Source organism: Trujillonella humicola (assembly GCF_046233715.1).
Lineage (GTDB): Bacteria > Actinomycetota > Actinomycetes > Mycobacteriales > Geodermatophilaceae > Trujillonella > Trujillonella humicola.
The window spans coordinates 226353-240005 of the sequence record NZ_JBJNRJ010000001.1 but is presented as its reverse complement, the minus strand read 5'-3'; the positions used below and the strand labels follow the sequence as shown (position 1 = coordinate 240005).

The following is a 13653-nucleotide window of genomic DNA, read 5'->3' as shown; positions in this document are numbered from 1 at the left end:
TCGAGGGCCCGGCGCCGCGGAGCAGCCCGGGGGTTGTCCGTTCTCCGGGTAGGTTCCGGGCCGTGCACGTGGCCGGGCGGCCCCTCGAGACCGACCTCTCCCCCGCGGCGTGGCTCGCCGACGCGGTGCGCCGCGCCCCTCGCGGCACCGTCGGCGCGCTCGTGCCGGCGTCCCTCCCCGCGCACGCGCGCGTGCTGCACCCCGCCGTCCGCTACGACGGCGACGACGACGTCGACGTCCGCTGGGACGAGGTGGCCGCGTACAACGGGACGACGGCGCACCGGCTCATGCAGTGGCCGGGCATCACCGGCTCCTGGGACTACGTCGGCGAGGACGACCAGCCCGACCTCTGGAACGACACCCCCGCGCCCGGCCACCTGCCGGCGCACGTGGCGGTCGAGCTCGCGGCGCTGCTGACCGCCCACACGACCACCCCGGACCGCTGCTTCTTCGGCGTGTGCGACGAGGAGGGCCTAGCCGGACCGCACCTGGCGCTGCCCGCGTGCGAGCTGCTGCTGGTGAGCGGCCCGATCACGCTGGCGTCGGCCAACGTCGCACCGGAGCCGCAGGAGCAGAGCCCGGCGCTGTGGTGGCCGGCCGACCGGGCGTGGTGCGTGGCCACCGACCCCGAGCTGATGAGCACCTACGTCGCCGGCCCGGCCGAGCTGGTCGACGCGCTGCTGTCCTCCCGGCTGGAGGTGCACCCGGCGCGGCCCGGCGATCCCGTGGGCTACGCCGCCGACACCGTCAACCCCGTCGCCCCCCGCTCCTGACGCCGAAGTGGCCACTTCGGCGGAAGGGTCGCGCGCCACACGCCCGCCGAAGTGGCCACTTCGGCGTCGTCAGAGGGTGGCGAGCTCGGAGCCGAGGTCGTCCAGGCCCAGCGAGCCCTGCGAGAGCGCGGCCATGTGCCAGGCGCGCAGGTCGAACGCCGCCCCGCTGCGGCGCCGCGCCGCCGCCCGCCCGGCGAGCCACGCCCGCTCGCCGAGCTTGTAGCTGATCGCCTGCCCGGGGACGCCGAGGTAGCGCACCAGCTCGCTGTCCAGGAACGCCGTCGTGCTCCCGCTGTGCTCACCGAGGAAGGCGCGCGCGAGCGCGGGTGTCCACGACCGGCCCCGGTGCTCGGCGAGGACGCCGCCGGCGTCGGCCGGGACCGGCAGCCCCAGGTGCATGCCCAGGTCGACGACGACGCGCATGGCCCGCAGCTGCTGGCCGTCGAGGTAGCCCAGCCGCGCCCAGGGTTCGGTGAAGTAGCCGAGCTCGTCCATGAGCCGCTCGGCGTACAGCGCCCAGCCCTCGATGTCGGCGCCGACCATCCCGACCGACGTCTGGAAGGTCGACAGGTCCCCGGCGCGCAGCACCCACTGGGCCAGCTGCAGGTGGTGGCCCGGGACGCCCTCGTGGTACCAGATCGACACCAGGTCCCACAGCGGGAAGCGCTCCCGGCCGAGCACCGGCAGCCAGGTCCGTCCGGGCCGGGAGAAGTCCTGGGACGGCTGGGTGTAGTAGGCGCCGGCCGCGCTGCCCGGCGGGGACACGACCGCCTCGACCCGGCGCAGCGGCGCGGCGATGTCGAAGTGGGCCCCGTCGAGCGCGTCGATCGCCCGGTCCGTGACGCCCTGCAGGTACGCACGGGTGGCCTGCACGCCGTCCACCGCCGGGCCGTGCCGCTCCACCCAGCGCATCGCCTCGAGCGGGGAGCCGCCGGAGCCGTCCAGCACCTCTGCGGCCGCCCTCCGCTGCTGGTCCAGCAGCCGGTGGTGCTCGTCCCAGCCGAAGGCGTAGGCCTCCTCGAGCCGGCCGTCGGCGCCGAGGTCGGCCCCGGTCCACCGGCGGGCGGCGAGGGCGTAGCGGTCGCGGCCCACGGCGTCCGGCGTCCCCTCGGCACGGGGCAGGTACTCCTCGCGCAGGAAGTCGCGGACCTCGGCGACGGCGCCGTCGGCCGCCGCGGCCGCCGCGGCCAGGTCCCGGCGCAGCCCCTCCGGGCCGCGGGCGGCGAAGGTGCCGAACCACGGGCCGGCCAGCCAGGTGTCCAGCTGCCCGACCACGGTCGCCACCTGCCGCGGAGCCACCAGCAGGTTGCGGCACGCCCCCTCCCGCAGGGACGCGACGAACCCGCGGTAGGCCGCCGGGACCCCGGCCATCCGCCGGGCCAGGAGGGACCAGTCCTCCTCGGTGTCGGCCGGCATGAGCATGAAGACCTGGCGGATCGCGTGCACCGGGCTGAACAGGTTCGACAACTCGCGCAGCCCCTCACCCGCCTCGTGCAGCGCGAGGTCGGCGGACAGCCGCTCGCGCAGCAACCGGGCGCAGCGCCGGGCGCCGGGCTCGTCGGACGGCACGCCGGCGAGCTCGGCGAGGGTGCGGCGGGCCAGCTCGGCCCGCGCCTCCAGACCCTCCGGCGAGGGGTCCGGGAGCCGGTCGGACGCGCTCCCCAGCGACGTCGCGACCAGCGGGTCCAGCTCGCACAGCTGCCCGACGTACCGGTCGGCGAGCTGCCGGGCCGTGCTCACCGGAGGCGGTCGAGGCGCGCCGACATCGTGGGCCGCAGCGGCGCGTCGCCCGAGGCCCGGTCGATCGCGTACATCAGCGCGCCGTCGACCACGCCGTACAGCCGGACGGCGCGGGTGGTGTCCGGCCCGTCCGGGGTGCGCGCCAGGACGTCGGAGGTGAGCTCCCAGCTGGTCGTCGTCCGCGCCCGGCCGACGTAGAGCTCCACCAGGCCGGCGGGGTCGGCCACCAGCAGCTCGACGTCGTCGGCCCCGCGCGGGCGCCAGAAGCCGGCCTCCCGCGCGTCCGGACCGGCCGGCTTCCCGTCGTCCCCGACGAGCCAGGTGCGCGACTCGTAGGCGAGGAAGCCCCGGCCGTCGTGCGCGAAGCGCATCCACTGGCCGAACCGCCGGTCCCCTCCGGAGCCCGCGCTCACGCCCTCGCCGTGCCACTCGCCGAGCAGCGGCAGCAGGCCCAGCAGCTCGTGGGCGACCTCCGGGCCGGTGCGGACGTCGACGGTGTCCTCGACCGGCAGCTCCGTCGGGCCGGTCACCTGCGCGACCCCCGGGGACCCCGGGCGATGCGGACGGCGCCGTACCCGCTGCCGAGGGCAGCCAGCGACGCCAGGGTGACGAGGACCCAGGCAGCGACCATGCGTCCCACCGTAGGACGCCGGCGGGCCGACCCGCTCAGGCGGCCGCGGGCACCGCGCCGACGGTCGCCGCGACGACCTCGGCCCACGGCGTCGCGGTGAGACCGAACGTCCCGGTGGTGGCGGTGGCGTCCATCAGGTAGGGCCGGTCGAACTGGTGCCGGACGTCGACGACCTCCCGCATCGTCGGCGAGAAGGCACCCACCGCCCGCAGCACCGGCCACGGGATGCCGCTCACCGAGATCGCCGGGCGGCCGGCCGCGGCGCACAGGTCGGCGATCGCCCCGCGCTGCGAGCGCGGGGGGCTGCTCGGCACGTGCCAGGCCCGGCCCAGCGCCCGGTCGTCCGTGCCGAGGGTGGCCAGCGTGGCCGCGACGTCGGGCAGGTAGCTCCACGAGCGCGGGGCGTCGGGGTCGCCGACGACCCAGGCACGGCGGCCGCGGCGGACGGCGGGCAGCTGGCGGACCAGGTGCGACTGCGCGGCCGGCACCTGCGGGCCCACGAAGTCGGCGGCGCGCGCCTCGGTCGTCCGGATCCGGCCGGCCCGGTGGGCGGCGAGGGCGTCGGCCCACATCCGGGTGCGCACCCGGCCCTTGGTGTCGGTCGCCGCGAGGGGCGAGTCCGGCGTCATGACACCGGACGGGCGGCCGTAGCCGTAGAGGGTGCCCATCGTCACCAGGACGGCGCCGGTGCGCTCGGCCGTCGCCAGCAGCGCGGCGGCGACCGGCGGCCAGTCGGTGGGCCAGCGGTGGTAGGCGGGGTTGACGGCGTTGTAGAGCACGTCGGCGCCGCGCGCGGCCTCGGTGAGGGCGGCGGGGTCGGCGGCGTCGACCCGCCGGTGCTCGACCGTCGCGGTCGAGCTGCCGCCGCTGCGGGACAGCACCCGCACGCGGTGCCCCCGGGCGGCCAGCACCTCCGCCGTCGTCGTCCCCACCGGCCCCTTGCCCACGATCACGTGCAGTGCCACGCCGGCCTCCCCACCACTCGACGAGAGCGGTGCTCTCGTTCAAGGACGACGTTCGCACGTACCGGGGCGCGGGTCAAGAGCGGTGCTCTCTCTTGCGTGCGGTGATCTCGGCGGGCACGATCGCCGGGTGCCCACCGCCCGCGAGCGCGTCCGCGCCGAGATCACCGGCGAGATCACCGAGGCCGCCCGCCGGCAGCTCGCCGAGGTCGGGGCCGCCGCGCTGTCGCTGCGCGCGGTGGCCCGCGAGGTCGGCATGGCCTCCTCCGCCGTCTACCGCTACTTCCCGAGCCGCGACGACCTGCTCACCCGCCTGATCATCGAGGGCTACGACGCCCTGGGAGAGGCCGCCGAGGCGGCCGACGACCCCGCCGCTCCCCCGGTGCAGCGCTGGCTGGCGGTCTGCCGCGCCGTCCGCGCCCGGGCGCTGTCCCACCCGCACGAGTACGCGCTCCTCTACGGCTCCCCCGTGCCGGGCTACGCGGCACCGCCGGACACCGTGCCGGCCGCCTCGCGGGTCGGCGTCGTGATGGGCCGGATCCTCGGGGACGCGGCCCGCGCCGGCGCCCTCGCCGAGAGCCCTCCCGAGCCGGGCGACCCCCTCGTCACCGACGGCGCCGCGGCCCTCCTCGGCGGCGAGCACCCGGCGCTGACCGACGCGGTGCGCGCCCGCGCCCTCCTGGCCTGGAGCTCGGTCCACGGGACCATCGGCTTCGAGCTGTTCGGCCACTTCGTCGGCTCCCTGACCGACGCCGACCGGTACTTCGACCGCGCCATGGCGGAGCTGGCCCGGCTGATCGGCCTGTGAGCTACGCGTCGCCGGCGGGCCGCAGGAGCCGGAACGCGTGCCCCCAGCGGCCGGACCGGACGCCGTGGGCGACCCAGGCCAGGCACATGGGCTCCAGCCAGCGGCTCGCCTCGATGCCGCCGAGGTCGGCGACGTCCCACCCCGTCTCGCGCAGCAGGCCGGTGACGACCTCCTTGGCCCCCGGGTCGTCCCCGGCGATGAACATCGTCGGCGGCCCGCCGGGCAGCTGGGGATCCACCATCAGCGCGTTGCCGACGGTGTTGTAGGCCTTCACCACCCGCGCCGCCGGGACGGCGCGCTGCACCTGCTCACCGAGCGAGTCCGTGTGGCCCACGAACAGCTGCGGGGCCCCGGACGAGGTGTCCAGCGGGTTGGTCGCGTCGACGAGGACCTTCCCCGCGAGCTCCCCGGCCAGCGGGGTCACCACGTCGACCGCGGCGCTGCCCAGCACCGCCAGGACGACGAGCTCGGCGTCGCGCACGGCCTCGGCCGGCGGGGCCACCGGCAGCCCGGCGACGTCGCCCTGCCGGGTGCCGAGGCGCACCTGGTGCCCGTGCCCGGCGTACCCCCGGGCCAGCGCCTGGCCCACGGCCCCGCTCCCCAGGACGGCGATCCGCATACCACCAGTGCACCGCACGGCTCCCGGCCCGGGCAAGGGTCGCCGGAGCAGCGGGCGCGGCCCGCGAACGCCGCAGCGCCCCGCCGGCCGGAGCCGCGCGGGGCGCTGCGGGGACCCACCACGACCGGGTCACCCGATCGTGGTGGGGTATGCCGTCACTCGATGACGAGGGTGGTCTCGTTCAGGCCGACCTCGGCCTCGACGACGCGCTCGCCCTTGCCGACCTGGGCCAGCGAGCGGAGCTTCCACTCACCCGGAGCGGCGAAGAAGCGGAACTCCCCCTCCGGGCTGGTCACGACCTCGGCGGTGAACTCGTCCGTGGCGTCCAGGAGCCGGACGTAGGCGCCGGCGACCGGGGCGCCGTCGTGCCAGACCTGCCCCTGGATGACCGTCTGGTTCCCCACGTCGACGAGGGTCCCGCCCTGCTTGGGTGCTGCGCACATGTCTGATCAGCTCACTTCTCGATCGGGACGCCGACGAGCGAGCCGTACTCGACCCAGCTGCCGTCGTAGTTCTTGACGTTCTTCTTGCCGAGCAGCTCCTGGAGCACGAACCACGTGTGGCTCGACCGCTCACCGATCCGGCAGTAGGCGATGGTCTCCCTGCTGTCGTCGAAGCCCTGCTCCGCGTACAGCTTCGCCAGCTCCTCGTCGGACTTGAAGGTGCCGTCCTCGTTGGCCGCCTTGCTCCACGGGATGTTGATCGCCGTGGGCACGTGACCGGGGCGCTGCGACTGCTCCTGCGGCAGGTGCGCCGGAGCGAGGATCTTGCCGGAGAACTCGTCGGGCGAGCGGACGTCGACCAGGTTCTTGCTGCCGATCGCGGCGACGACCTCGTCGCGGAAGGCGCGGATGGAGAAGTCCGGGTCCTGCGCCTGGTACTGCGTGGCCGGGCGCTCCACCGCGTCCTTCGACAGCGGGCGGCCGTCGAGCTCCCACTTCTTGCGGCCGCCGTCCATGAGCTTGACGTCCCGGTGGCCGTAGATCGTGAAGTACCAGTAGGCGTAGGCGGCGAACCAGTTGTTGTTGCCGCCGTACAGGATCACGGTGTCGTCGTTGCCGATGCCGCGGCTGGACAGCAGCGCCTCGAAACCGGACTTGTCGACGTAGTCGCGGCGGAGCGGGTCCTGGAGGTCCTGCTTCCAGTCCAGCTTCACGGCGCCCTCGATGTGGCCGCCGTCGTAGGCGCTGGTGTCCTCGTCGACCTCCACGAGGACGATGCCGGGGTCACCGAGGTGCTCCTGGACCCAGTCGACGGTGACGAGCACGTCGTTGCGGCTCATGGGGGGTGTTCCTCCCTGTGGTGGGTGTGCGTGCGGTCAGGCGGTGCGGGCGGGCAGTGCCCGCCGGACGAGCAGGTGGAGCTCGCAGCCCAGGCAGAAGCCCGTGGCCGCGTTGAGCAGGGCCGCCACGAGGGCGGCGCCGGTGGCGACGGCCCCGACGACCGGCGCGCCGAGCAGGTAACCGGCGGCGCCGGCGAGGGCGAACAGCAGCCCGACGAGCTGCGCGAACCGCAGCGGCGCCTCGGGCTCCCGCTCCCGGACCGGACCCAGCCGCGGCGCGACCAGGGCGCGGAAGACCACCCCGTAGGGCGCGTACCGCAGGCCGGCGAACGCACCCACGGCGAAGACGACGGCCTGCGCGGCCACGACCCAGCCGGAGCCGAGCAGCAGGGCGAGGGCCAGGACGGCGCTGGTGACCCACGCGGCGAAGCGGGGACCGCGCACGTCGACGGACACGTGCTCAACAGACATGGCGGAGCGACTCTCGGGAGACGGCGGTCAGGGCACGTCTGGGCGGGCGGGGCCTGCCCTCAGGGAGTCGGACACAGGCAGCTGCCGACGCGGCACAGGTCCACTGTGCGGCGCGAGGTCAGCAGGAGGCCCACGGGGCGAGCGTAACCGATCACGCCGGGCCCGTGGTGTGGGCGTCCACCACCGCGGTGAGCTCCTCCGGTCGCGGGGCGCCGCTGCTGCGGCCCACCAGCTGCCCGTCCCGGTCCACGTAGAACAGGGTGGGGGTGCGCCGGACGTCCAGCGCACGCACCTGCTCGAGGTGGCTCTCGGCGTCCACGTGCACGTAGGCCAGCCCCGGCCGGGTCCGCTGCAGCTGCTGCAGCCGGGCGCGGGTCGCGCGGCAGGGCCCGCAGAAGGCCGTGGAGAACTGGACGACGGTCAGGTCGGCCCCACCCGGGTGGACGCCGAGCTCCGCCAGCACCCGCAGCTCCGCCGATCCGGACCGGGTCACGCCGTCCTCCCCTCCGGTCGCGGGCCGGCGCAGGGCGCCGCTGCGGGCGCGCAGCCACCAGGCCGCCGCCGCGGTGACGAGCAGCGCGACGGCGAGCGCGACCGGTCCCGTGGCGTCCATCACCGGGGTCCCAGCGCCCCGGCGTGCCCCGGCATTCCCTCGCCCCGGTCAGCCGCCGCGCAGCACCGTGTCGACGGCGCCGCCGGTGACGCGCACCCCGTCGTCCCCGGGGCTCACCGAGGTGAGCTCGAGGCCGAAGGGGAGGTCGACGGCGTACCGCAGGTCGAGCGCGTCGGCGGCTGCCGCCACCACCGAGCCGGGGAGGTCGACCCCGGCGGCGCCGGCCTCGTCGACGTCGATCACCAGCTCCTGGCCCTGCAGGACGACCGTGCCGACCGCGGTGAGCGGGACCTCGAAGCCGAGCACCCGCACCGTCTTCGTCAGCCGCAGACCGCCGCCCTCGGGCGCCAGGGTGGTGTCGGTGCCCAGTTCCCGGGAGAGCAGCTCGTAGGACAGCGTCACCGTCCCGTCGATGCGGTCGACCGGGATCTCGGTGACCGAGCCGTCGAGGACGTCGGACAGCGGGACGCGCACCCCCTGCAGCCGGACGTCGGCCGTGGTGCCCTCGGGCTGGCCGAGGTCGGCGGCGGAGAGGCTGATCCGCACGTCCTCGTAGGTGCCGCCCATCGCCTGGGTGAGGAACGGCCAGCCCTCGATGGACACGTCCGGAGGGCCGGCGAGCTCGCCCTCGGTGGCGATCGCCTCGGCCACCCGGTCCTCGGCGATCCCGACGGCGACGCGGTCGGCGACCGCGGCCAGGCCGAGCAGGACCACGAGGACCACCAGCAGGGCACGCACGCTCGCCGGCCGCCTCAGAACGCCGTCTGCAGGGCCAGCGAGAACGCCACCGGGCCGGCCGCGGCGAACGGCAGAACGGCCTGCAGCACCGGCGCCGCCACCGCGTGCCCGCGGCCGCGCCCGCCGCTGCCCACCACGACGTAGCTGCCCGCCAGCCCGACCAGCGCCGCCACACCGGCCAGGACCAGCCCCACCGTCACCGACGACAGCGTGTCGCCCAGCCCGCCCGGGGAGTGGCGCAGCAGCGCGACGCCGGTCCCGGCCAGCAGCGCGACGAGCAGGCCCAGGATCCCGCACTCGATGCCGTCGGCGACCTGCGGCCGCGGGATCACCGCGTCGACGAGGTGGCCGGCGACCAGCGCCGCGCCCACCACGAGCGCGGCGGTCGCCGCGGGGCGCAGCCCGTCCGCGGTGTCGGGCAGCCGCAGCAGCACCGCCAGCGCGCAGACGGCGCAGACCAGCAGCAGGACGCCGGCCAGCGAGCCGACGACGTCCGCGCGCGGGGCGCGGCGCAGCATCTGGTGCAGGACGGCGGCGACGAAGGCCACCCCGGGCACCGCCACCAGGGCGCCCAGCTGCGGGTCGTCGGGGAGGACCAGCAGGGCGTCGGCCGCGGCGGCCGCGGCGAGCCCGATCACCGGCACCCCGGCGCCCCCGGGGACGCCGGCGGCCGGTACCCACGCCGCCACCAGCGCCACCTGCAGCAGGAGGACCGCGGCGAGCGTGCCGCGCTCGCCGGCCGCGTCGGGCAGCAGCACCAGCAGCGCCGTCCCGACGGCGGCGGCCAGGGCCGCGGGCAGGTGGTGCGCCCGCGCCGGGACGTCGGCGTCGACGTCGGGTGGAGCGGCTGTCACGCGTCCTCCTCGCCGGCACCGGTCAGCCGCGTCCCCCGCGGCCGTGCTCTGCATCCGCGTGAGCTCGCACGCCCGCTCACGTGCCGATCGTCGCAGACACCCAGCGGCCGATCCGCTCGACGAGCGGAGCGGTGGCGCCGCTCTCGGCGTGTCCGAACCCCGGGACCACCCACGCCGTGGCGCCCGGCCCGGCCGCCTCGGCCAGCGCGCGGAAGTGCTCGAGCGGGAAGTAGCCGTCCCGGTCGCCGTGCACGAGCAGCAGCGGGGTGGGGGCGATCCGGCTGACCACCTCCAGCGGCGCGGACGGCGGGGTGAGCCACGGCGGACCCAGCCGCAGCCGGACGGCGCGGGCACCCAGCCGCCGGCCCGGGGTCGTCTCGAGCAGCCAGTGCACGCGGCGCATGGACGCCGTGTCGCGCACGTACCAGCGGCTGACCGCGCTGACGCTCACGACCGCGTCGGGCCGGTGCCGGCCGAGCGCCGCCTGCCGGAGGACCGCGCCGCCGCCCATCGACATCCCCAGCGTCACGACCGCGGCGGCGCCGTCGGCCCGGGCGGCGGCCACCGCGGCGTCGACGTCGAGCAGTTCCGGGTCCCCGCCGGTCCCGCTGACGCCGCCGGACCGGCCGTGCCCGCGGAAGTCCACGGCGCGCACCTCGCCGAAGCGGCGCAGCCACCCGGCCAGCCGCCGGAAACCGGGCCGGGCGGTGGAGTTGGTGAAGCCGTGCGCGACCACGAAGGTCACGGCCCGCCCGGCCCGGGGAGCCGGCCGTGCCGGGACGACGACGCCGGACAGGCGGACCCCGTCGGCGGTCACGACCTCCGCCGGCCGGGCGCCGGGCAGCAGCTCGACCGGGCGGCGCCCCGTCGGGAGGAGGGGATCGGGCGACACGTCGGCTATCCTGCGGGCTCACCCGACAGCGCTGTCGTGGGCCCCCGGACGACGCCCGTCGTCCCCGGCTCCGTGAGGAGACGACATGCGACTCGTGCTCATGACCGCAGCGCGCCAGGCGACGACCGAGGTGCTGCCCGCGCTCGGGCTGCTCGGCCACCAGGTCCGCGTGGTGGCCCCGGAGCTCTCCAGCCTCCTCGACGGCGACTCCGGCGACGTGGTGCTCGTCGATGCCCGGTACGACCTCATCCAGGCCCGGACGCTGTGCGGCCTGCTGTCGTCGACCGGGGTGGCCTCGGCGCTGGTCGCCGTCCTGGCCGAGGGCGGGCTCGTGGCGCTGTCGGCCGACTGGGGCGTCGACGACGTGCTTCTCGACACCGCCGGCCCGGCCGAGGTGGACGCCCGGCTGAAGTGGGCCACCGCCCGGCGCCTGGCCGCCGCCACGCCGGCCGACGGTCCCGACGGGGGCATCACCCAGGCCGGCGAGCTGGTGATCGACGAGCACAGCTACTCGGCCAAGCTCCGCGGGCGCCCGCTCGACCTGACCTACAAGGAGTTCGAGCTCCTCAAGTACCTGGCCCAGCACCCGGGTCGGGTCTTCTCCCGGGCCCAGCTGCTGCAGGAGATCTGGGGCTACGACTACTTCGGCGGCACCCGGACCGTCGACGTCCACGTCCGCCGGCTGCGGGCCAAGCTCGGCACCGAGCACGAGGCGCTGATCGGCACGGTCCGCAACGTCGGCTACAAGCTCGACCAGCAGGTCGCCGACGCGACCGCCGCGGCGGCGCGGGCGGCCGAGCCGCCGGCCGCCGCGGACCGCACCACCGCCCCGCTGCGCTGAGCCGGCCCTGAGCTCCCCCGCCACCATCCGGGACACGTCCCGGCTGGACCCCGCCCACGCCGCCGCCGTGCTGGCGGTGCTGCGCGCCGCCACGGCCGCCGACGGCGTCCGCCCCGTCTCCGAGGAGGCCGAGCTGCGCCTGCAGCACGGCGGTCCGGCCGGCGGCCGCGACGTGCTGGCCGAGTCCGGCGGCACGGTCGTCGGCTACGCCCGGTTCGAGGGCGGGGACGGCACCGGCGACGCCGAGGGGGAGCTCGCCGTCCACCCCGACGCCAGGGGGCGCGGCACCGGTCGGGCCCTGCTGGGCCGGCTGCAGTCCCTCGCCGGGGACCGGCCGCTGCGGGTCTGGGCGCACGGCGACCTGCCCGGCGCGGCCGCGCTCGCGGCCCACGGCGGCTACCAGCGCGCCCGGACGCTGCTGCAGATGCGGCGCGACCTGGCCGGCGTCGGGTCCGGCCCGCCCGCGCTGCCCGAGGGCGTCCGGGTGCTCCCGTTCCGGCCGGGCCGGGACGAGGCCGCGTGGCTGCGCGTCAACGCCCGCGCCTTCGCCACCCATCCGGAGCAGGGCGGCTGGAGCGCCGAGGACCTGGCGCTGCGCGAGGCCGAGCCGTGGTTCGACCCGGCCGGCTTCTTCCTGGCCTGGCGCGGCGACCCCGACAATGGCGGCACGCTGCTCGGCTTCCACTGGACCAAGGTCCACCCGCCCGGGGACACCGGCGACGAGGCGATCGGCGAGGTCTACGTGCTCGGGATCGACCCCGACGCGCAGGGCGGCGGCCTCGGCCGGGCCCTGACCGACACCGGGCTGGCGCACCTGCGCGACCTCGGGCTGCGCGAGGTCCTGCTCTACGTGGAGGCCGACAACGCGCCCGCGGTGGGGCTGTACGAGCGGCGCGGCTTCACCCGGTACGCCGTCGACGTCTCCTGGCGTCGCGCGCCGGTGCGCTGACCGGCCCGGGACCGGCCCGGGACGTCGTCCAACCCCCCACCATTGCCGTTACCGGACCGTCATGCGACAGTCCACGCGGGTCGTTCACCCGGATCTCGCCCGGCCGACATGCAGGCGTATCGGGCATCACAGGACCCGTTCACCGCGCGTTCACCGGTGCACCCGGAGGCGGTCACCTCGGCTCCCTAGCGTCGCTGCACGTTGGATCCGCGCTGCCCGGCATCGAGGCCCGGGCACCCTCCGAAAGGCACTGACTTGATGCTGCGCAGCAGGACGCGCACCTTGGCCCTCTCCACCGCGCTGGCCGCCACGCTCGCGCTGGCCGCCTGTGGCGCCGACAACGAGTCCGGCGACACCGCCGGTGGCGGCAGCGGCAACGGCGGTGGCGGCGACACGCAGGAGCTGAGCGGCCAGCTCGCCGGCGCCGGCGCCAGCAGCCAGCAGGCCGCCATGGAGGCGTGGCAGGCCGGGTTCCAGGGCGAGTACCCCGACGTCCAGTTCAGCTACGACCCGGCCGGATCCGGCGCCGGGCGCGAGCAGTTCCTGGCCGGGACCACCGCGTTCGCCGGCTCCGACGCCGCGCTGGACGACGAGGAGCTGACCCAGGCCCAGGAGCGGTGCGCCGGCGACGGTGAGGTCTTCGAGCTGCCGAACTACATCTCGCCGATCGCGGTCGTCTTCAACCTGGAGGGCGTCGACGAGCTCGACCTCTCGCCGGACGTCATCGCCGGCATCTTCACCGGCGACATCACCACGTGGAACGACCCGGCCATCGCGGAGGAGAACCCCGACGCCACGCTGCCGGACACCACGATCACGCCGGTCCACCGCGCCGACGACTCGGGGACGACCGACAACTTCACGGACTACCTGAACCAGGCCGCCCCCGAGGTCTGGACCTCCGAGCCGGACGGCGTGTGGCCGCTGCCCGGCGGCGAGGCCGCCAACGGCACCTCCGGCGTCATCGAGGTCGTCACCAGCACCGCGGGTGCGGTGACCTACGCCGACGCCAGCCGGGCCGGTGACCTCGGCGTCGTCAACGTCGGTGTCGGCGAGGACTACGTCGGGCCCAGCGCCGAGGCGGCCGCGGCGGTCGTCGAGAACTCCCCGGCCGTCGAGGGCCGCGGCGAGTACGACTTCGCCATCGAGGTCAACCGGCAGACCGAGGGGTCCGGCGAGTACCCGATCGTCCTGATCAGCTACCACATCGGCTGCGTCCAGTACGACGACCAGTCCACCGCCGACAACGTGCAGGCCTTCATGCAGTACGTGATCAGCGAGGACGGCCAGCAGGCTGCCGCCGACAACGCCGGCAACGCCCCGATCTCCGACGCCCTGCGCGAGCAGGCGCAGACCGCGGTCGACGCCATCACCGCCGGCTGAGACCGGTACCCCGCGGGGGGGGGGGGGGGGGGGGGGGGGGGGGGGGGGGGGGGGGGGGGGGGGGGGCGGGGGGGGGGGGGGGGGGGGCGCGCGAGCC

At 76.3% G+C, this 13653-nt stretch carries 16 protein-coding genes; 5 read left to right on the top strand and 11 right to left on the bottom strand.

Annotation, left to right across the window (positions count from 1 at the left end; all coding sequences use genetic code 11):
- Positions 1 to 62 precede the first annotated feature (62 nt).
- Positions 63 to 773, top strand: a complete 711-nt coding sequence (locus ACK586_RS01185; RefSeq protein WP_409328627.1) for a hypothetical protein — start codon at positions 63 to 65, stop codon at positions 771 to 773.
- Between the two features lie 69 nt (positions 774 to 842).
- Here the strand turns inward: ACK586_RS01185 and ACK586_RS01180 are convergent, their stop codons facing one another.
- From ACK586_RS01180 to ACK586_RS01170, 3 genes are all read right to left on the bottom strand, one after another.
- Positions 843 to 2513, bottom strand: coding sequence for a DUF885 domain-containing protein (locus ACK586_RS01180; protein ID WP_409328626.1), 1671 nt, complete (start codon positions 2511 to 2513; stop codon positions 843 to 845).
- Positions 2510 to 3043, bottom strand: coding sequence for a heme-binding beta-barrel domain-containing protein (locus ACK586_RS01175; RefSeq protein ID WP_409328625.1), 534 nt, complete (start codon positions 3041 to 3043; stop codon positions 2510 to 2512). Before ACK586_RS01175 ends, ACK586_RS01180 begins: the two co-directional genes overlap by 4 nt.
- 136 nt (positions 3044 to 3179) lie before the next feature.
- The gene (locus tag ACK586_RS01170) at positions 3180 to 4109 is read right to left on the bottom strand and encodes an NAD-dependent epimerase/dehydratase family protein (RefSeq protein WP_409328624.1); all 930 of its coding nucleotides are present in this window, start codon (positions 4107 to 4109) and stop codon (positions 3180 to 3182) included.
- A 127-nt stretch (positions 4110 to 4236) separates the two neighbouring features.
- Here ACK586_RS01170 and ACK586_RS01165 point away from each other — a divergent pair, with 127 nt between their 5' ends.
- Positions 4237 to 4914 (top strand): TetR/AcrR family transcriptional regulator, encoded by a 678-nt coding sequence (locus tag ACK586_RS01165; RefSeq protein ID WP_409328623.1) that lies wholly within the window; start codon positions 4237 to 4239, stop codon positions 4912 to 4914.
- 1 nt (position 4915) lies between these two features.
- Here the strand turns inward: ACK586_RS01165 and ACK586_RS01160 are convergent, their stop codons facing one another.
- From ACK586_RS01160 to ACK586_RS01125, 8 genes are all read right to left on the bottom strand, one after another.
- Positions 4916 to 5533, bottom strand: a complete 618-nt coding sequence (locus ACK586_RS01160) for an NADPH-dependent F420 reductase (protein ID WP_409328622.1) — start codon at positions 5531 to 5533, stop codon at positions 4916 to 4918.
- Positions 5534 to 5688: 155 nt separating this feature from the next.
- Positions 5689 to 5976, bottom strand: a complete 288-nt coding sequence (locus ACK586_RS01155; RefSeq protein WP_409328621.1) for a DUF1416 domain-containing protein — start codon at positions 5974 to 5976, stop codon at positions 5689 to 5691.
- Between the two features lie 11 nt (positions 5977 to 5987).
- On the bottom strand, positions 5988 to 6815 hold the full coding sequence (locus ACK586_RS01150) for a sulfurtransferase (RefSeq protein ID WP_409328620.1): 828 nt from the start codon (positions 6813 to 6815) through the stop codon (positions 5988 to 5990).
- Positions 6816 to 6851: 36 nt separating this feature from the next.
- On the bottom strand, positions 6852 to 7286 hold the full coding sequence (locus ACK586_RS01145; protein ID WP_409328619.1) for a DUF4395 domain-containing protein: 435 nt from the start codon (positions 7284 to 7286) through the stop codon (positions 6852 to 6854).
- 151 nt (positions 7287 to 7437) lie between these two features.
- On the bottom strand, positions 7438 to 7899 hold the full coding sequence (locus ACK586_RS01140; protein WP_409328618.1) for a TlpA family protein disulfide reductase: 462 nt from the start codon (positions 7897 to 7899) through the stop codon (positions 7438 to 7440).
- 48 nt (positions 7900 to 7947) lie between these two features.
- Positions 7948 to 8637, bottom strand: coding sequence for an LmeA family phospholipid-binding protein (locus ACK586_RS01135; RefSeq protein WP_409328617.1), 690 nt, complete (start codon positions 8635 to 8637; stop codon positions 7948 to 7950).
- A gap of 14 nt (positions 8638 to 8651) precedes the next feature.
- Positions 8652 to 9491 carry a hypothetical protein gene (locus tag ACK586_RS01130; RefSeq protein WP_409328616.1) on the bottom strand — a complete coding sequence of 280 codons (840 nt, stop codon included), beginning with the start codon at positions 9489 to 9491 and terminating at the stop codon, positions 8652 to 8654.
- Between the two features lie 76 nt (positions 9492 to 9567).
- Positions 9568 to 10383 carry an alpha/beta hydrolase gene (locus tag ACK586_RS01125; protein ID WP_409328615.1) on the bottom strand — a complete coding sequence of 272 codons (816 nt, stop codon included), beginning with the start codon at positions 10381 to 10383 and terminating at the stop codon, positions 9568 to 9570.
- A gap of 85 nt (positions 10384 to 10468) precedes the next feature.
- Between ACK586_RS01125 and ACK586_RS01120 the strand changes: the two genes are divergently transcribed.
- From ACK586_RS01120 to pstS, 3 genes are all read left to right on the top strand, one after another.
- The gene (locus ACK586_RS01120) at positions 10469 to 11224 is read left to right on the top strand and encodes a winged helix-turn-helix transcriptional regulator (RefSeq protein ID WP_409328614.1); all 756 of its coding nucleotides are present in this window, start codon (positions 10469 to 10471) and stop codon (positions 11222 to 11224) included.
- A 7-nt stretch (positions 11225 to 11231) separates the two neighbouring features.
- Complete coding sequence (mshD, locus tag ACK586_RS01115; protein WP_409328655.1) at positions 11232 to 12173, top strand: mycothiol synthase; 942 nt, start codon at positions 11232 to 11234, stop codon at positions 12171 to 12173.
- Positions 12174 to 12455: 282 nt separating this feature from the next.
- Positions 12456 to 13556 (top strand): phosphate ABC transporter substrate-binding protein PstS, encoded by a 1101-nt coding sequence (gene pstS, locus ACK586_RS01110; RefSeq protein WP_409328613.1) that lies wholly within the window; start codon positions 12456 to 12458, stop codon positions 13554 to 13556.
- Positions 13557 to 13653 lie beyond the last annotated feature (97 nt).

Excerpts from the sequence above, each read along its gene's own strand:
- ACK586_RS01160 (WP_409328622.1), bottom strand. The coding sequence starts at position 5,533 with ATGCGGATCGCCGTCCTGGGGAGCGGGGCCGTGGGCCAGGCGCTGGCC.
- ACK586_RS01155 (WP_409328621.1), bottom strand. The coding sequence starts at position 5,976 with ATGTGCGCAGCACCCAAGCAGGGCGGGACCCTCGTCGACGTGGGGAAC.
- ACK586_RS01150 (WP_409328620.1), bottom strand. The coding sequence starts at position 6,815 with ATGAGCCGCAACGACGTGCTCGTCACCGTCGACTGGGTCCAGGAGCAC.
- ACK586_RS01145 (WP_409328619.1), bottom strand. The coding sequence starts at position 7,286 with ATGTCTGTTGAGCACGTGTCCGTCGACGTGCGCGGTCCCCGCTTCGCC.
- ACK586_RS01140 (WP_409328618.1), bottom strand. The coding sequence starts at position 7,899 with ATGGACGCCACGGGACCGGTCGCGCTCGCCGTCGCGCTGCTCGTCACC.
- ACK586_RS01120 (WP_409328614.1), top strand. The coding sequence starts at position 10,469 with ATGCGACTCGTGCTCATGACCGCAGCGCGCCAGGCGACGACCGAGGTG.